The sequence below is a fragment of the Microbispora sp. H10949 genome, assembly GCF_014161435.1.
Classification (GTDB): domain Bacteria; phylum Actinomycetota; class Actinomycetes; order Streptosporangiales; family Streptosporangiaceae; genus Microbispora; species Microbispora triticiradicis.
Window position 1 is genome coordinate 109,764 of record NZ_JABBWZ010000011.1, and the last position, 16,137, is coordinate 125,900.

General features: G+C 71.2%; 18 protein-coding genes. 8 read left to right on the forward strand and 10 right to left on the reverse strand.

Features of this window, described 5'->3' with window-relative positions:
• The first annotated feature begins 7 nt into the window (after positions 1–7).
• The 5 genes from HHX40_RS27125 to HHX40_RS27145 all read left to right on the forward strand — a co-directional run bounded on the left by HHX40_RS27125 (position 8) and on the right by HHX40_RS27145 (position 3,985).
• Positions 8–736, forward strand: coding sequence for a 2OG-Fe dioxygenase family protein (locus HHX40_RS27125; RefSeq protein ID WP_111699991.1), 729 nt, complete (start codon positions 8–10; stop codon positions 734–736).
• 64 nt (positions 737–800) lie between these two features.
• Entirely contained in the window at positions 801–1,217 is a 417-nt protein-coding gene (gene speD / locus HHX40_RS27130; protein WP_182874392.1) for an adenosylmethionine decarboxylase, read from the forward strand.
• Positions 1,218–1,295: 78 nt separating this feature from the next.
• Positions 1,296–1,688 carry an ester cyclase gene (locus HHX40_RS27135; protein ID WP_165900607.1) on the forward strand — a complete coding sequence of 131 codons (393 nt, stop codon included), beginning with the start codon at positions 1,296–1,298 and terminating at the stop codon, positions 1,686–1,688.
• Between the two features lie 3 nt (positions 1,689–1,691).
• Positions 1,692–2,921, forward strand: a complete 1,230-nt coding sequence (kynU, locus tag HHX40_RS27140; RefSeq protein ID WP_182882847.1) for a kynureninase — start codon at positions 1,692–1,694, stop codon at positions 2,919–2,921.
• A 59-nt stretch (positions 2,922–2,980) separates the two neighbouring features.
• On the forward strand, positions 2,981–3,985 hold the full coding sequence (locus tag HHX40_RS27145) for a DMT family transporter (protein WP_182882848.1): 1,005 nt from the start codon (positions 2,981–2,983) through the stop codon (positions 3,983–3,985).
• On the opposite strand, the gene HHX40_RS37925 is transcribed toward HHX40_RS27145, so the two are convergent.
• From HHX40_RS37925 to HHX40_RS27180, 7 genes are all read right to left on the reverse strand, one after another.
• Entirely contained in the window at positions 3,894–4,634 is a 741-nt protein-coding gene (locus HHX40_RS37925) for a helix-turn-helix transcriptional regulator (RefSeq protein WP_182874395.1), read from the reverse strand. The genes HHX40_RS27145 and HHX40_RS37925 overlap by 92 nt on opposite strands.
• Before the next feature lie 115 nt (positions 4,635–4,749).
• The gene (locus HHX40_RS27155) at positions 4,750–5,595 is read right to left on the reverse strand and encodes an S-methyl-5'-thioadenosine phosphorylase (RefSeq protein WP_182882988.1); all 846 of its coding nucleotides are present in this window, start codon (positions 5,593–5,595) and stop codon (positions 4,750–4,752) included.
• Positions 5,596–5,677: 82 nt separating this feature from the next.
• Entirely contained in the window at positions 5,678–6,367 is a 690-nt protein-coding gene (gene mtnC / locus HHX40_RS27160; RefSeq protein ID WP_182882849.1) for an acireductone synthase, read from the reverse strand.
• Positions 6,364–6,939, reverse strand: coding sequence for a 1,2-dihydroxy-3-keto-5-methylthiopentene dioxygenase (locus HHX40_RS27165; RefSeq protein WP_182882850.1), 576 nt, complete (start codon positions 6,937–6,939; stop codon positions 6,364–6,366). Before HHX40_RS27165 ends, mtnC begins: the two co-directional genes overlap by 4 nt.
• Positions 6,936–7,607, reverse strand: a complete 672-nt coding sequence (mtnB, locus tag HHX40_RS27170) for a methylthioribulose 1-phosphate dehydratase (protein WP_182882851.1) — start codon at positions 7,605–7,607, stop codon at positions 6,936–6,938. The genes HHX40_RS27165 and mtnB overlap by 4 nt, the downstream gene beginning before the upstream one ends.
• Entirely contained in the window at positions 7,604–9,157 is a 1,554-nt protein-coding gene (mtnA, locus tag HHX40_RS27175; RefSeq protein ID WP_182882852.1) for an S-methyl-5-thioribose-1-phosphate isomerase, read from the reverse strand. Before mtnA ends, mtnB begins: the two co-directional genes overlap by 4 nt.
• Before the next feature lie 747 nt (positions 9,158–9,904).
• On the reverse strand, positions 9,905–10,366 hold the full coding sequence (locus HHX40_RS27180; RefSeq protein ID WP_310738306.1) for a MarR family winged helix-turn-helix transcriptional regulator: 462 nt from the start codon (positions 10,364–10,366) through the stop codon (positions 9,905–9,907).
• Positions 10,367–10,451: 85 nt separating this feature from the next.
• Here HHX40_RS27180 and HHX40_RS27185 point away from each other — a divergent pair, with 85 nt between their 5' ends.
• A complete protein-coding gene (locus HHX40_RS27185; RefSeq protein ID WP_182882853.1) occupies positions 10,452–11,270 on the forward strand; it encodes an alpha/beta fold hydrolase in 819 nt (272 codons plus the stop codon).
• Positions 11,271–11,343: 73 nt separating this feature from the next.
• On the opposite strand, the gene HHX40_RS27190 is transcribed toward HHX40_RS27185, so the two are convergent.
• The 3 genes from HHX40_RS27190 to HHX40_RS27200 all read right to left on the reverse strand — a co-directional run bounded on the left by HHX40_RS27190 (position 11,344) and on the right by HHX40_RS27200 (position 14,408).
• Positions 11,344–12,519, reverse strand: a complete 1,176-nt coding sequence (locus HHX40_RS27190; protein ID WP_182882854.1) for an erythromycin esterase family protein — start codon at positions 12,517–12,519, stop codon at positions 11,344–11,346.
• 73 nt (positions 12,520–12,592) lie between these two features.
• Complete coding sequence (locus HHX40_RS27195) at positions 12,593–13,255, reverse strand: response regulator transcription factor (RefSeq protein WP_310738307.1); 663 nt, start codon at positions 13,253–13,255, stop codon at positions 12,593–12,595.
• Positions 13,230–14,408: a sensor histidine kinase gene (locus HHX40_RS27200; RefSeq protein ID WP_182882856.1), complete on the reverse strand. Its 1,179-nt coding sequence runs from the start codon at positions 14,406–14,408 to the stop codon at positions 13,230–13,232. Before HHX40_RS27200 ends, HHX40_RS27195 begins: the two co-directional genes overlap by 26 nt.
• A gap of 164 nt (positions 14,409–14,572) precedes the next feature.
• On the opposite strand from HHX40_RS27200, the gene HHX40_RS27205 reads away from it, so the two are divergent.
• Together HHX40_RS27205 and HHX40_RS27210 are read left to right on the forward strand one after the other, a co-directional pair.
• Positions 14,573–15,292, forward strand: coding sequence for an ABC transporter ATP-binding protein (locus tag HHX40_RS27205; protein ID WP_182882857.1), 720 nt, complete (start codon positions 14,573–14,575; stop codon positions 15,290–15,292).
• 29 nt (positions 15,293–15,321) lie between these two features.
• Positions 15,322–16,122, forward strand: a complete 801-nt coding sequence (locus HHX40_RS27210; RefSeq protein ID WP_182882858.1) for an ABC transporter permease — start codon at positions 15,322–15,324, stop codon at positions 16,120–16,122.
• Positions 16,123–16,137 lie beyond the last annotated feature (15 nt).

The following is a 16,137-nucleotide window of genomic DNA, read 5'->3' on the forward strand; positions in this document are numbered from 1 at the left end:
ACGACAGATGGCAACGAGCACCGAACTCTTCGGCCCACTCTCCCCCGATCGTTTCGTCGACGATCCGGTCATCCTGCTCCCCGGCCGTGCCGCCGCGTTCCGGGGAAGCCTGGGAGCAGGACTGCACGAGCTCTGCGAGGACTTCGAGGATCTGCCCGACGATCTCTGGCTCAAGACCGACTACGTCTTCCGGCAGCGCCGGTTCAGCCTGTTCAAGGTGGACACCGCCGGGCACCGCGTGGAGCGGCTTGAGGACAGGCCGTTCTTCCAGAGCGTCGACCTGAATCCGTACGCGGGCGGGATGGAGCGGAGGTTCGCCCCGCTCGCCGAGCGCACGGCCGCCAACCCCTTTCTCCACCGGCTCATGTGGGACGTCCTCGCCGTGCTGCCGCCCGAGCGGGTGGCGGCGGCCAAGGAGTGGGAGATCGGCGTCCACCTGATGCGCATCCTGGCCCGCCCCGGCCAGCCGGGCTATCCGGCCCCGGAGGGGATGCATCACGACGGGCACGCGTTCACCTCGATCACACTCGTCGACCGGAGGTCGGTCGAGGGCGGGTGCAGCATGTTCGCCGACCTCGACGGCCGCGTCTACCGGACGCTGGAGCTCGAGACGCCGGGCGACACCGTCGTCTTCGAAGATCCGCGCTGCCTGCACGACGTGACGCCGGTGACCGTGGCCGAGGGGGACGACCTGGCGGTCCGGGACGTCTGCGGATTCTCGCTGAACCCCCTGTGACCCGGCACTCCTCCACGCCGGCATGCCGGTGAAACGACCGTGAACTCCTCAAGGAGAGTCCCTGATGTCGCACGCCTCGGCGGGCCCGCTTTCCTCAGACGAAGCCGCCGGCATCCACATCCTGGCCGACCTGATCGGCGCCAGCAGACTCGACGACCCCGAGCACGTCGAGAAGGTGCTCCGCGAATGCGTGACGGCCGCGGGCGCGTCCCTGCTCTACGTCTACGTGCACCACTTCGACCGTGGCGAAGGGGTGTCCGGGGTCGCCGTACTGGCCGAATCGCACATCAGCATCCACAGCTGGCCGGAATACCGGTTCGCCGCCATCGACATCTTCATGTGCGGTTCCGCCCAGCCCGACAAGGCGCTTCCCGTCCTCGACGCGGGTTTCCGGCCCACGGAAATGGTCACCCGCAGGTTCGAGCGCGGGAAGGGCGGCCTGCAAGGCGAGATCTTCGAATCACTCGACCTTCTTAAATAGACCCCGGGACTCCCGGACGTATTTCGAGAGGTGTGCTCTCTGATGCCCAGTTCCGTATCGTCGGCACAGCGCAGCCTTATGCGGCACGTATATGAGGAGATCTGGATCGGCGAGCTCTGGAACCGCGGAGACCCCGCGGGCGGCCGGGCGCTCGCGGAGCATTTCGTCGACCACCGGCCGATCGACGCCTTCCCGAACACCAAGGAGGGCCACATCGCCATGGCTCTGGACTGGCACCAGGCCTTTCCCGACTACCGGTTCCTGATCGAGGACGTGATCGTGGAGGGCGACAGGCTGGTGGCCCGGTACGTCTCCTGCGGCACCCACCTGGGGGTGCTGTCCGGGATCCCCGGGACCGGCCGCAAGGTGTCGCTCACCGGCATCGACATCATGCGGTTCGACGGCGAGCACCTCGCCGAGTGGTGGCACAACGAGGACATGTTCGGCATGATGCAGCAGATCACGGACTGAGCGATGGCGGCCCTCGACAGATCCTTCTTCGAAGCCCTGGACCAGGCCGACCCGCTGTCGTCGTTCCGCACCAGGTTCGATCTGCCCGGCGATCGCGTCTTCCTCAACGGGAACTCGCTGGGCGCGCCTCCCAAGAGCACGTGGAACCGGCTCTCCCGACTCGTCGGGCAGGACTGGCGCGACGACATGAACTCCGGCTGGTGGAAGCACGGCTGGCTCGACCTGCCCCGTACGGTGGGAGACCGCATCGGACGGCTCGTCGGCGCCGGGCCCGGGCAGGTCGTGGTGGGCGAGTCCACCTCGGTCAACCTCTTCAAGCTGCTCTGCGGCGCGTTGCGGATCAGCACCCGGCGGACCGTCCTCACCGATTCCGGCAACTTCCCGAGCGACCTCTACGTAGCGGACGGGATCGCCGCCCATGTCCACCCGGACGCCCGGGTGCGCCGGGTCCCCGCCCCGGATCTCCTCGACGCGCTGGACGACGACGTCGCCGTGGTCATGCTGAGCCACGCCGACTACCGGACGGCCGAGATCCTGCCGATGAAGGAGATCAACGAGCGGGCGCACGCCGCGGGCGCCCTGGTCCTGTGGGACCTGTCGCACAGCGCGGGCGTGCTGCCGCTGGCCCTGGACGCCGACGGTGCGGACCTGGCGGTCGGGTGCGGATACAAGTACCTCAACGGCGGACCGGGCGCGCCCGGCTACATGTACGTCGCCTCGCGGCTGCTCCCCGGATTCGAGCAGCCGATCACCGGCTGGCTCGGCCACGCTGATCCGTTCGCCTTCGAAGCGGAGTACCGCCCCGACCCCGGCGTCGGACGCCTGACCACGGGCTGTCCCCCGCTGCTCAGCCTGGTCGCGCTCGACGAGGGTGTCGCGCTGGCCTGCGAGGCCGATCCCGGCATGGTGCGGGCCAAGTCGACCGCGCTCACCGGCTGGCTCATCGAGCTGACGACCGGGCGGCTGGGCCCGCTCTCGGTCGAGGTGCCGACCCCCGCCGACCCCGCCCGCCGGGGCGGACACGTCGCGCTCCGGCACCCGGCCGCGGAGCGGCTCGCGCGGGGCCTCGCGGCCCATGGAATCGCGGTGGAGTTCCGGTCGCCCGAACTCCTGCGTCTGGCCCCGTCTCCGTTGTTCAATCGCTATGTCGATGTATGGGACGCTGTCGCGGTCCTAGAGCGGCTCCTGACGAGCGAGCACCGCTCCCTGACGTACGGAGCCGCCGGCGGGTGACCGGACGCGTGCCGACGGGGCTCGCGGCCGAGCCGCCGGCCGAGGGATGGAGGAGACGGATGCGACCGGGCGGGCTGGCAGGCAGGCTTTACGGATCCCCGGTTCCGCTTCTCTGTCTCGCCGTGCTCGGCTGGTCGGGCAACTTCATCGTCGGGAGGCTCGTCCACGACTCGGTCCCGCCGGCGACCCTGGCCTTCCTGCGCTGGCTGACGGCGTTCGTCGTCCTCCTCCCGTTCGGATGGCGGAAGCTGCGGCAGGATCGGCGGATCCTCGTCCGGCACTGGGTGACGGTGCTGGCGCTGTCGATCTTCGGCGTCGCCGCGTACAACACCCTGATCTACACCGGGCTGCAGACGACCACGGCGATCAACGCGCTGCTGATGCAGTCGGTCATGCCGCTGCTGATCGTGGTGTTCGCGTTCGCGTTGTTCCGCGAGCGGCCGGGCGTGGCTCAGGTGGCAGGGCTCGTCGTCTCCCTGGCCGGGGTCTGGCTCGTGGTCACCCAGGGCAGCCCGCTGGGGTCCGGTGGCCTGCGGCTGCGGGCGGGCGACGGATGGATCTTCGTGGCCGTGGTGAGCTACGCCCTCTACACCGCCCTGCTGCGCCGGAGGCCCCAGGTGAACCCGGTGAGCCTCCTGACGGTCACGTTCGGCCTCGGCGCTCTCATGCTGGCGCCTCTGGCCGTGGCCGAAGCCGCCGGCGGGCACGTCGTCCACGTCACCGCGGGGGCCGTCGCCGCCGTCGCCTACGTGGCTCTGATCCCCTCGATCCTGTCCTACTTCTGTTACAACCGCGGAGTCGAGCTCGTCGGCGGGGCTCGGGCGGGGCAGTTCCTCCATCTGATGCCGGTCTTCGGAGCGGTGCTGGCCTTCTTCGCCCTCGGGGAGCGCATCCACGCCTTCCACGTGGCGGGCGCCGCGCTGATCGCGGCGGGCATCGCGGTGGCGGCCGTCCGTCGCGCCGGCGACCGCCTCACCGCCGGCGGGAAGAGTCCCCGGCCAGTCCCGTCCGAGCCGCGTACACCCCCGCCTGGAAGCGACTCCTGGCGCCGAGCACCTTCATGATCCGTGCGACGTGCGCCCGGCAGGTACGCAGGGAGATCCCGAGCTTGCGGGAGACCACCTCGTCCTTCTCACCCTGGGCCAGCAGCCGGACGATGTCCCGCGCGAGGTCGCTCTCGATGAACTCGTCCGCCTCGCCCCCCTCCCCCGCCGCGGCGACGGGCCTGCCTCCCGACCAGTAGAAGCGGTGCTGCGCCCGGAAGTACTCGACCGCGGCGGGAGCCCGCGTCATGACCGCGCCGGGCTCGTCCTCGGCCAGCGCGTCCCGGGGAAAGAAGACCACGTCGTCGTAGATGACGAAACGGTGGGGCGATTGGTCGCAGCCGCGGATCTCGGCACCCAGGCCGCGGGCGGCGTCGACGTACCAGGTCAGGCGGGTGCTGGCGATCATCGAGTGCTGCCAGCAGACCTTCATCCGAGCGCCTCGCGCGACGGCGCCGAAGTCCCGTTCGGCCGAGCCGCGCAGGACGCTCTGCGAGGGGAAGCCGCAGGCGTAGACCGCCAGCACCTCGCCGGTGCACCGCTTCGCGGCGTCGGCGAGGTGCGCCTGCACGGCCTCGGCGGTGCTCAGCAGTTCGAGGCCGACGACGTCTTTCCGCGCGATCATCCGGTGGAACTCGATCGAGGATTGATCCAGGTCGAGCGTGGACACGTGAGATCGACACTCCTCAGTTGGGACGGACGGGTGCGGGTGGGTCACCACGGTCACATCGATCCCGTCACGACCGGCACCCCGGGCGATGCCTCGCCCGGCGACCACGCGGCGATCAGTGCCGGCCCGGCAGCGTGATGGGAAGTTCGATGCCGTCGTGGGCGTGCGCGCAGAGACAGTTCCTCTCGGTGGGCAGCGCCCGCACGACCTCGCGCAGGAGACCCCGCAGCCGCTCGATGTTGGCCGAGAAGACACGGAAGACCTCCGCCTGGCTCACCGCGCTCTCCGCATCGATGCCGGCGTCGAAGTCGGTGACGAGCGCGACGGGCGTGTAGCACAGCGCGAGCTCCCTGGCGAGGACGGCTTCCGGGTGGCCGGTCATGTTGACCAGGGACCACCCCTGCCGGGCGTACCACTGGGACTCCGTGCGGGTGGAGAAACGCGGCCCCTCGACGACGACCATGGCGCCGCCGTCGACGATCTCGCCCCAGGACTCGGTGGCCGTCTTCACCACGATGCCGCGGCCGACCGGGCAGTACGGATCCGCGAACGGCACGTGTACGGCGCCGGTGTCGAAGTAGGTCTGGGCCCGGCCGCTGGTGCGGTCGACGAGTCCGTCGGGGACGACGAGCGTGCCGGGGCCGTGCTCGGGCCGGAGCGAGCCGACCGCGCAGGGCGCGAGGACCTGCCGGACCCCGAGCGACCGCAGCGCCCACATGTTCGCGCGGTAGTTGATGCGATGCGGAGGATGCTCGTGGCCGCGGCCGTGGCGCGGGAGAAAGGCCACCATTCGTCCGCCGACCCTTCCGACGGCGACCGCGTCGGAGGGCTCGCCGTACGGGGTCGCCAGCCGGAACTCCCGCGGGTCCTCGATGAAGGAGTAGAAGCCGCTGCCGCCGATGACGGCGATCTCCGCGACGGGAGCCTCGCCGGAGCCCCGCGCAGTGGTGTGGTCAACCATGATCACCTTTCCAAGGGTGTCGTTGGACGCGGCCCGAGGGTGGAGGGGATGCGGCCGCCGTCGCGGGGAGGGGAGGGCGCGGCTACCAGGCCGCCGCCTCCGCCACCTCGTGGAAGCCGGTCACCTGGACGTGCCCCGATGCCGGGGGCGCCCCCTCCTCGGGACGGAGGACCTGTGCCGTCCGCCAGCCCGCCCGCCGGGCGGCGTCCAGTTCGTCCGGCGTGTCCGAGAGGAACAGCGTCCGCGGGCCGGGCACGCCGATGGCGGCCGTGATGGCGGCGTAGGAGGCCGCCTCTCGCTTGGGGCCGGCGTTGCGGATGTCGAAGTACCCCGAGAGGCACTGGGAGAGATCGCCGTACGGGGTATGGCGGAACCACAGGCGCTGCGCGAGCACGGACCCCGAGGAGTACACGTACAGCCGGCGCCCGTGCGCGTGCCAGTCCCGCAGGGCGTGGGGCACGTCCGGGTAGAGGTGCGAGGTCAGTTCGCCGGAGGTGAATCCGGCCTCCCAGATGAGCCCCTGCAGGGTCTTGAGCGGAGCCGCCTTGACATCCGCGTCGATCCAGCCGCGAAGGATGGCGGCGACCTCGCTGAGGGACGCGCCCGGACGACCGGCCACGGCGCGAACCTCCTCGACGATCGCGGCGACGCCGGGGTCCGGTCTCCGGATCCACTCGGGGACGCGCCTGCGGGAGTAGGGGAAGAGCTGGGTGTGGACATGGGAGCCGGAACTCGTGGTTCCTTCGATGTCCACCACGATGGCGTCGCTCACGGGACCGGCGCGAGCAGCTCGTCGAGGTAGGGGATCCGGGTGGCGATCGGGTTCCCCGTGAATTCGGCGAGCCAGCCGTCCTCCTCCTGGAAGAACCGGATGGCGCAGAAATGCGGCGCCCGGCCCATGTCGAACCAGTGCCGGGTGCCCGCCGGCACTCCCAGCAGGTCTCCGGCCTCGCAGACCACCGCGTACACCCGGTCGTCCAGGTGGAGGTAGAAGCAGCCGCGCCCTTCGACGAAGAAGCGCACCTCGTCCTCGGCGTGGGCGTGCTCGCTGAGGAACTTCTCCCTCGCCTGGGCGATCTCCGCCTCCCGGGACGCGTCCGCCTCTCCGGGGTGCATGCGCACCACGTCCACCAACCGGTAGCCGTTCTCCGCGCTGAGCCGGTCGACGTCGGCGCGGTAGGCCTCCAGCACCTCGTCCTGGCCCGCGGTGGAGGACAGCCGGGCGGCGGCGGCCCACTGTTCGAATCGGATTCCCAGAGGTGCCAGTTGCCGGGCGATCTCGCTCTGATCCCTGGTCCGGGAGAGGGGACGGCCGTCTTCGGCGAAGACGCGGAGCATGGTCATGGAGTCTCCTGAATCGTTGTAGCCACGGAGTTCAGATACCGGAGCCGGCACAGTGCCTCCAGGCATTCCAGCCGGTCACGGGCGCTGTCCAGGTCGGGCCCCCAGGCTGTCGCCCCGTGATGGGCGATCAGCAGCACGGTGGGGAATCCCGGCGGCAGGCCGGTGAAGTGCCTTTCGATGTCCTCGCCGATCCGGGCGACCCGAGGCCAGTTGGGGAACACCGGGACCGCCACCTCGGCCGGATCACGGACCCCGAACCCCTTGATGAGCTCGAAGTCGCGGAAGCGGATGAGGGGAATCTCCGCCTCCGTATCGCTCTCCCACGCATGGGCCGCGGCGATGGTGGCGTAGGGCGGGTGCGCGTGCACGACCGCGCCGCAATCGCCGAAGAGGCGTAACAGCGCCATGTGGATCGCGGTCTCCGCCGAGGGCCGGGGCGCGTCCGGCCTGACCGGCGCCCCCGTCGCGATGCGGACCTCCACCGTGTCGGCCGCCGTGAGCCTGCCCTTGCCGCGGCCACTGGCCGTTATCAGCGCATGGCCGGCCTCGTGGGGCAGGCGCGTGGACAGATTGCCCGCCGTCCCCTCCATCCAGCCTCGCGCGTACAGTTCACGGGCCGTCTCCGCCAGGGACCGGGCGGCGACGTCGTGGTCCACGTTCGTGATCATTGCGCACCACCCACCGTGTGCACCGCGAAGACCTGCGACGGGTAGAGTCGCCGCCGCCCGGCCAGCGCGGAAATCTCCAGTACGACTCCGTGCCCGCAGACCCGTCCCCCGCCGGCCGTGACCAGCTTCTCCGCGGCGGCCAGGGTCCCCCCGGTGGCCAGCACGTCGTCCACGACGAGCACCCGCGCGTCCGGAGGGATCCGATCGCGCTGTATCTGCAGAGTGTCGGTCCCGTACTCCAGGTCGTAGGAGACGGTGTGCAGGGGGCCGGGGAGTTTGCCGGGCTTGCGGCACAGCGTCAGCGGTTTCGCCGACGCCTGTGCCACCGCCGTGCCGAGCAGGAATCCGCGCGCCTCGACGGCGAGAACATGATCGAAGCGCCCCCTGTACGCGCCGGCCAGAGCATGCGCCAGGTCCCGCACCAACCGGGGCTGCGCGTAGACGCCCGACAGGTCCTGGAAGCGGACTCCGGGGAAGGGGAAGTCGGCGACCTCCCGGGTCTGTGCCGCCACCCGCTCCGCCAGGGAATCCCGGTCGCCGTCTCCCTGGGGGCGTATCACCCGCCGTTCCGTGACTATGGCGGTGATCAGCTCCGCGGGTGTGACGTCGAACGCGGGGTTGAACACCGCGGAGCGGGCGGGGGCCACCTGGACCCCGCCGAAGCCGGTCACCTCCTCGGGGCCCCGCTCCTCCAGCACGATCCCCGATCCGTCGGCCAGGGTCGGGTCACACGTGGACTCCGGCGCGACGACGATGAAGGGGACACCGTGACGGGCCGCGGCCAGGGCGAGCCCGTAGGTGCCGATCTTGTTGGCGACGTCGCCGTTCACCGCGATCCGGTCCGCCCCCACGAGCACGCAGTCGACCAGTCCCCGCGCCATGGCGGCGGCCGCGGCGGCGTCCACGCACAGCCTGTGGGGCACGCCCGCCTCGCCGAGCTCCCAGGTGGTGAGGCGCGCCCCTTGGAGCAGGGGCCTGGTCTCGTCGACCAGCACCTCCTCGACCCGGCCCCGGCCGGCCAGTTCGAGGATGGCGCCGAGAGCGGTGCCGACCGCGGCGGTGGCCAGGCGGCCGGTGTTGCAGTGGGTGAGAATCCGGGCAGGGCGATCCGCCGTCAGGGAGATCACCAGATCCGCGGCCCGGCCGGCGGCCGACCGGTTGGTCGCGGCGTCCTCGTCGAGCATGGCCAACGCCTCGGCCAGAACGCCTTCCGGGCCGTCCGGGAGACGGCGCAACGCCCGGCTCACCCCCCAGCGGAGATTGACCGCGGTGGGCCGCGCCTCGGCCAGGAGCGTGGCGTCGCGGTGGACGGCCCGCACGTCGACGGTCTTCCCGTCGGAATGCCGCCACACGGACAGCGCCACTCCCAGCGCTCCGGCCAGCCCGATCGCCGGGGCCCCGCGGATCGCGAGGGACCGGATGGCCTCCACCAGGTGCTCGACCGATTCCAGCCGCAGCAACCGGTACTCATGGGGAAGCGCGCGCTGGTCGACGGCGACCACCGCGCCGTCGTCCCAGCCGAGCGAGGTCGTCAGCCGGTTCCCGGCCATCAGATCTCCCCCTCCGCACGGACAGGGTGGATCACGGGGGCCGTGCCCCGGCGCGTCGCGGAAGGGAATTCAGGAAATTCATCGTCGTACGGACGCCGACGCACGCGTTTTTCCCTCGTCATGGAACCCCCGAATACTTCGACAGCCCTGCCGCGCCACGCGGACCGAAGGGATGGGAACGAAACCGACAATCCTGACATATACCTTAATATTGAGTGTAAGGATCAGTCAACCCGGCGCTCGAAAAGGCAACGGACCACCGCAATCGTCGATGGCAGCACTATCGGGAAGGTCGCATTCCGTCACGCTTCGCGGCGAATCGCGGACTCATCCGGAAATGGCGGACTAAGAAAGACCGATATATTTCCGGTCCCGGACGGCAGCGGCGTCGGCCCATATCAGGGCCTGTCACACCTGCACTCAGCAGCCCGAAATCGCTTCAGCGGCTCCTGCGCGTCCCGGCTCTCCGCGTCGAAGCCCACGAGTTCGCGCCGGCCTTTCGGGTCCGGCAGGAGGAGAAGCGCGTCGTACTGAAAGCCGAGGCGATCCCGAACAGAAGGTGATTCGCCCGCGAACTCGGAACTCATATCCAGGCGGGAATGCCGAAACCATTCGATGGCGGCCCGTGACCACCGGCATTGGTGGCAGGCGGGTACGTGGCCCGGTAGCGGCCGGGAATGATGCCGCGCTCGGGCGTGAACGCGACGACGAACGGGGCAGAGCCCGGCGACCGCCGGCCTCCCGCCGTCAGGGGCGGCGCGGGGCCGATCCCGGAGCGAGGCGGCCCGCGAGGAACTCGAGCGCCGCGACGACCTCGGCGACCCGCGCCGGATCCTCCGTACCCAGAGCCGCCGCCAGGGGTCCTTCGACACCGGCCGCCCGCACGGCCTCCACCCGGTCCGAGACCTCGGGGGCCGTCCTGATCACGACCCGGCGGCGGTCGGCCGGATCGGGGGCCGTCACGACCGCCCCGGCCTCCTTCAGCCGGGCGACGGCCGCCGACACAGCGCTCTGTGGCAGTCCCGTCCGCGTCGCGATCTCCCCGACGGAAGTCTCCGGGTGGGCGCGAAGATCGGCCACGACCACCAGCACCGTCCGGAGACTCGCGGCCTGCGTCGTTCTCGACGGGGTGATGTCCTCGACCGGCATGGCCTCTTCGCCGATCTTCATAAGGGTCCTGCCGAGCAGGAAGAGGTCGACTCCGTTCACTCTCCCACAATACATCATCCTTGATGCATCAGATTTGATGGATTATGGTGTGCGTCGAGGCCACCTGTCCTGAAGGGATGACCAGATGAGCGGCTTGCTGCGCGCGAACGGCGCGACTCTGTACTACGAGGTGCACGGCACCGGTCCCGTGCTCCTGATCTCGCAGAGCGGGGAGGGCGACGCCGATCGCACCACCGACCTGGTCCGGCACCTCGCCGGCGACCACACTGTGATCACCTATGACCGGCGCGGGCTGTCTCGCAGTGCGCTGGACGACCCGGACCGGGGGGCGAGCATGGCCGACCACGTGGACGACGTCCATCGCCTGCTCGCCGCGGTGACCGACCGGCCGGCGCACATGCTCGGATGCAGCTTCGGCGCCGTCATCGGGCTGCACCTGGCCGTCGAGCATCCGGAGCAGCTGGACACCCTGATCGCGCACGAGCCGGTCGCTCCCGGCCTCCTCCCGGCTCCCGAACGCGTCCGCCACATCCGGGAGCTGGAGGAACTACAGGACCTCTACCGCGAGCGCGGCCTCGCCGAGGCCTTCGCCGAGATCGCCGCGGCGCTGGGCATCGACCCCGTGGCCCAGGACACCGAGCCCGGACTGACCCCGCATCCGCTGGACGACCGGAGGCGGGCCGGCTTCGACTTCTTCATCCGCAACGACTTCGGCGCCGTGGTCCGCGACACGCTCGACGTCGCCGCGCTCGGGGACACGCCGGTCCGCGTCATCCCGGCCTTCGGGCGCACCACGCCCCGGCACGTCTTCGACTACCGGTGCGCGCACGAGCTCGCCACCCTCCTCGGCGTGGAGGCGCGGGAGTTCCCCGGCGGCCACAACGGGAACACGACCCACCCCCGCGCGTACGCCACCCGGATCCTCGATCTCCTGGCCGCCTGAACGACGGGCCGCGGCCGCGAGACGGTGACTCCCCCGGCGTACGCGCGAGAGGGCTGTTCTCAGTGCGCGCGGATCAGTCCAGGTCGCCGGTCTCCTTCAGGAAGACGATGCCGTCGATCGTGTGGAGCTGGGCGGGGTCGAGGGGGAAGTAGGCGAAGTCCCGCGAGATGCGCGGGCTCGGTTCGAGGAGGGTGTCGGCCAGGCGGCGGGCGTCGACGAGGGAGCGGCCCGGCGGGACCTCCGACAGCAGGCCCTCGACGGTGTCCGGGGGCGGGACGTCGCCGCCGACCGTGCCGAAGGCAGAGGCCAGAAAGGCGTACCGGTCGCCCAGGCCCACGCCCGCGATGGCCCCCGCGCTCCACCACTCCACCGGCGCGTCGCCCAGGAGCAGGAAGCTCTTGTCCCGCTGCAGGTGACGGTTGTGCGCGAAGACCAGGGCAGGGCCGTGCCCCGCGACGGCCCGCAGGTTGGCGGCCATCATCTGGTCGCGCAGGCTCATCAGCCAGGTGAGCCGGGCCGGTGACGTGTCGGCGATCCAGTGGTGGTAGCGGAGCAGGCCGGTGGCGGTGCGTCCGTACAGGGCCGCCAGGTCCTCGTCCGGCCCGCCGAGCTGCGGCGCCTGCGCGTCGAGGAACGCCACCAGGTCGTCGGCGATCAGCCGCAGCCGCTGCGCCTCGGCGGACCGTCCGATCGACTGGGACGGATCCAGGGCTGCGGCGGGGTTCGTCCACCGGTCGTCCGGGCCGAGAAGCTCGTCCAGGGTCTCGGGGGCACAGGGGAGCAACGAGGGGTCCAGCCGCTCGGCGAGATAGCCGTACAGGCCGGTGAGCGCCTCGCGCGGGCTCGCGGCGCCGCTGATCTCCAGCGGGCCGTCGAAGCCGAAGAACCGGAGCCTCTCGTCGTGCTCCTCGTTGTACGCGCGCATCCAGCGGACGAGCTCGCGGTTGGCCGGGTAGGCGCCGAAGCCGTGGCTGAAGCCGCGTTCCATGACGTCGTCGAGACTGCCCGCGCCCGTCGCGACGTAGTCGTCCACCACCAGGCCCATGAGACAGTCGCTCTCGATGGCGAACGACCGGTAGCCCTCGTGCTCGACCAGATGCCGGAAGATGTCGTTGCGCAGTTCGAGCAACGCCTCCACCCCGTGCCTGGCCTCGCCCAGTCCGAGCAGCAGGGGTTCGGCCGGCAGCGACCGGAGGAACGCCGAGACGGCCGCGCCGTCGAGCGGCCGGGCTAAGTCATTGATGTCCATGATCTCAACGGTATCGTTGAACCATTGGTTGAGGCTTCCCCGGTGAAGTTCCCCGCTCACCGGGGCGGAACTCTCAATCCGCGATGTCTCCCAGGAGGCCCGCGTCGCGTACCCTCATCGCCACCTGCACGCGGTTCTCGGCGCCGAGCTTGGCGAAGATCCTGGTGACGTTCGCCTTCACGGTGGCGACGCTCATGTAGAGGCGCTCGGCGATCTCGGTGTTGGAGCTGCCCCGCGCCACCTCGACCGCGACCTCCAGTTCCCGCTCGGTCAGCCTGCCGAGTTCCGTCCTCGCCTGCGGACGGGGCGGTTCCCGTCCGGCGGTGGCCGCGGCGATCACCTGCCTGGCGACGCTCGGGGACAGCACGGGCTCGCCCCTCGCGACGGCGCGGACCGCCTCGATCATCCGGGGCGGCGGGGTGTCCTTCAGCAGGAAGCCGTCCGCGCCGAGCCGCAGCGCCCGCAGCACCATCTCGTCGGCGTCGAACGTGGTGAGCACGAGGATCCGCGGCGGCTCCGGCCAGGCTCGCAGCATCTCGGTGGTGGTCAGCCCGTCCTGGCCGGGCATCCGGATGTCCAGCAGCACGAGGTCGGGGCGCAGGTCGCGGATCACCTCCATGGCCCGCCGCCCGTCCTCCGCCTCGCCGACGATGTCCAGGTCGGGTTCTCCGCCGAGGATCAGGCGCAGGCCGGTCCGCACCATCGGGTCGTCATCCACCAGCACCAGTCGGGTCACGCTCCGCACTCTCCCATGGCAATCGGACATCGAGGATGAAACGACCATCCCGGATCGTGTGGCTGAGGGTGCCGCCGGCCATCCGGGTCCGTTCCGCCAGACCCACCAGGCCCAGCCTGCCACCCGGCCCGGGGGACGAGCCGGGCCTGGCCGGGTTCGTCACCCGGATCCGCAGTCCCTCCCCCGGCCGGCCGCCGAGTTCCGCGGTGACCAGGCTGCCCGGCGCGTGCTTGCGCGCGTTGGTGAGGGCCTCCTGCACGATCCGGTACGCGTGCCGGCCCGTCGGCGCGGGAAGCCGGTCGCGGCCGTCGACGCTGTCGTCCACCTCCACCCGCTGACCGGCGGCGCGGACCTCGCCGAACAGCGCGTCCAGGTGGTCAAGGCCGGGCTGCGGCGCCTCCAGCTCGCCGTCGTCGCGGAGGGTGCCCAGCACCGTGCGCAGCTCGTTGAGCGACTGGTGCGCGTTCTCCTGAACGGCCAGCGCGGCCTCACGCGTCTGCTCGGGTGTGAGGTCCGTCCGGTACGCCAGTCCTCCGGCCAGCATCGCCAGCAGGGAGATCCGGTGCGCGAGCACGTCGTGCATCTCCTGCGCGATCTTGACGCGCTCCGCCAGCCGTGCCTGCTCGATCCGCTGACGCTGCTCGCGCTCGACGGCCAGCGCCCGCTCCCGCAGCGAGAGCTCCAGGTCGCGGCGTCCGCGCAGGTAGAGGCCGAAGACCGTGAGCGCGCCGAGGATCGTCACCCCCGACACCGTGGAGACGTAGGTGGCCTGGGTGATCCCGCCTTGGACGGCGCCCGCCAGCAGGCACAGCACCGACACGACCGCGACGGGGATCGTCCGGCTCCACCGGCGATGGGTCACCAGCGACACGTACGCGACCAGCGCGGGACCGGTCGCCGTGGCGGAGACGGCGGTCAGCAGGACGGTCGCCACCGCGATCTGCCACGGCCACCGGCGCCGCCACCGCATCAGGACCAGACCGAGGACGCCCAGCCCCACGTCGGTCAGCGCCTGGGCGAGGCGGCTCCCGTCCTGCGCGACGAGCCAGGCCAGCACCACCCCGTGGAACAGCATGGGCACCACGGCGCACAGGTAGCGCAGCGCGACGCCCCTCCTGTCCAGGGGCGGCTGGTACTCCGGTCGGGCACGCACAGCCCCACAGCCTAGAGACCGCGCTGAGCTGGTGTTCAGCGACCTGGGTCGACGTGTGGACAGCCGAAGGTATCGATTGCCAGCGCCGGCATACCGCCTCACGTCGGCCGCCGGCGGCCCCGGGTCTGATGCGGCGGCCGCCCGGCCCGCGATGAACTGGCATCGTGATCGAGTTCAGGCACGTCAGCAAGGACTACGGCAAGGTGAAGGCGCTCGACGACGTGTCCTTCACCGCCGAACCCGGGAGCGTCACCGGCTTCCTCGGCCCCAACGGCGCCGGGAAGTCGACGGCCCTGCGCATCCTGGTCGGGCTCGCCCGCCCCTCCTCGGGCACGGCGACCGTTCTGGGCCGCCCGTACGCCGAGATGGCCTGCCCGGGGCTGCGGGTGGGCACGCTGCTCGACGCCGGGGCCCGGCACCCGGGCCACACCGGCAAAGAGGTGCTGACGCTCGGCGCGGTCACCCTCGGGCTGCCGCGCGCACGGGTCGGCGAGGTGCTCGGCCTGGTGGGGCTGACCGAGCGGGAGAGCAGGCGGAGGGTCGGCGGTTACTCACTCGGCATGCGGCAGCGGCTCGGGATCGCGCACGCGCTCCTCGGCCGTCCCGAGGTGCTCGTCCTGGACGAGCCCGTCAACGGTCTCGATCCCCAGGGCATCCACTGGATGCGTCACCTGCTGCGCGACCTCGCCGGCGCCGGGTGCGCGGTGCTGCTCAGCTCACACCTGCTGCACGAGGTGGAGCAGGTGGCGGACCACATCGTCGTGATCGGCCGGGGCCGCGTGCTCGCCCAGGGCACGGCCGCAGAACTCGGCCGGGGCGGCGGCCTCGAACGGACCTTCCTCGAACTGACCGCGAACACCGCCCGCACGGCGCCCCCCAAGTGACGCACGGCCCGGTTACGGAGGACCACAGGATGACCACCCGCACGCACCGTCCCGAAGGCCCGCACGCCACGGCCGCGGAGGACGGCACGACGACCGAGGACCTGCCCATCCCCTTTCGCAGGCTGCTGCGGGCCGAGACCCGCAAGCTCGCCGACACCCGCAGCGGAAAGGTCATCGCGGTGCTCCTGGTCGCGCTGGTGGTCGCGTCCGTCGCCGCACGCGCCACCGTGGCCGGCCCGGAACCGCAGAGGCTGATCTTCACCGCCGGGATAGCCCTCGGCACCCTGCTCCCGGTGCTCGGCATCCTCACGATGACCGGCGAGTGGACGCACCGCACCGCGTTGACCACCTTCGCGCTCGAACCACGGCGTCATCGCGTCATCGCGGCCAAGTGCGTGCCGCCCCTGGCCGCGACCGTGCTGCTCTCGCTGCTGGCCATGCTGGTCGCGGTCCCGGTGACGGCCGTCGCGGCGGGCGTCCGGAACACTCCCCCCGTCTGGGACGTCGATCCCGCCGCGCTGCTCGGCTGGACCGGGGCGAACGTCCTGGTGACCGCGACGGGGCTCGCCCTCGGCGCCCTGCTCCTGAACGCGCCGAGCGCGATCGTGATCTGCCTGACGGCTCCGATGCTCTGGAGCGCGGCCGCCCGGCTCGGCCCGGGCGGCGCGGCCCTCGCCGGATGGCTCGATCTCGGCACCACGTCCGCGCCCCTGATGACCGGCGACCTGACCTGGAGCGACGGCGCGCGGCTCGCGGCGTCGGCCACCCTGTGGATCGTCGTCCCGATGACCGCCGGTCTGATCCGCGTGCTCCGCAAGGAGGTGATCTGACCGGCGGCCTTCCCG

Excerpts from the sequence above, each read along its gene's own strand:
- HHX40_RS27125 (WP_111699991.1), top strand. The coding sequence starts at position 8 with ATGGCAACGAGCACCGAACTCTTCGGCCCACTCTCCCCCGATCGTTTC.
- speD (WP_182874392.1), top strand. The coding sequence starts at position 801 with ATGTCGCACGCCTCGGCGGGCCCGCTTTCCTCAGACGAAGCCGCCGGC.
- HHX40_RS27135 (WP_165900607.1), top strand. The coding sequence starts at position 1,296 with ATGCGGCACGTATATGAGGAGATCTGGATCGGCGAGCTCTGGAACCGC.
- kynU (WP_182882847.1), top strand. The coding sequence starts at position 1,692 with ATGGCGGCCCTCGACAGATCCTTCTTCGAAGCCCTGGACCAGGCCGAC.
- HHX40_RS27145 (WP_182882848.1), top strand. The coding sequence starts at position 2,981 with ATGCGACCGGGCGGGCTGGCAGGCAGGCTTTACGGATCCCCGGTTCCG.
- HHX40_RS27155 (WP_182882988.1), bottom strand. The coding sequence starts at position 5,595 with ATGGTTGACCACACCACTGCGCGGGGCTCCGGCGAGGCTCCCGTCGCG.
- HHX40_RS27165 (WP_182882850.1), bottom strand. The coding sequence starts at position 6,939 with ATGACCATGCTCCGCGTCTTCGCCGAAGACGGCCGTCCCCTCTCCCGG.
- mtnB (WP_182882851.1), bottom strand. The coding sequence starts at position 7,607 with ATGATCACGAACGTGGACCACGACGTCGCCGCCCGGTCCCTGGCGGAG.
- mtnA (WP_182882852.1), bottom strand. The coding sequence starts at position 9,157 with ATGGCCGGGAACCGGCTGACGACCTCGCTCGGCTGGGACGACGGCGCG.
- HHX40_RS27185 (WP_182882853.1), top strand. The coding sequence starts at position 10,452 with ATGAGCGGCTTGCTGCGCGCGAACGGCGCGACTCTGTACTACGAGGTG.
- HHX40_RS27190 (WP_182882854.1), bottom strand. The coding sequence starts at position 12,519 with ATGGACATCAATGACTTAGCCCGGCCGCTCGACGGCGCGGCCGTCTCG.
- HHX40_RS27210 (WP_182882858.1), top strand. The coding sequence starts at position 15,322 with ATGACCACCCGCACGCACCGTCCCGAAGGCCCGCACGCCACGGCCGCG.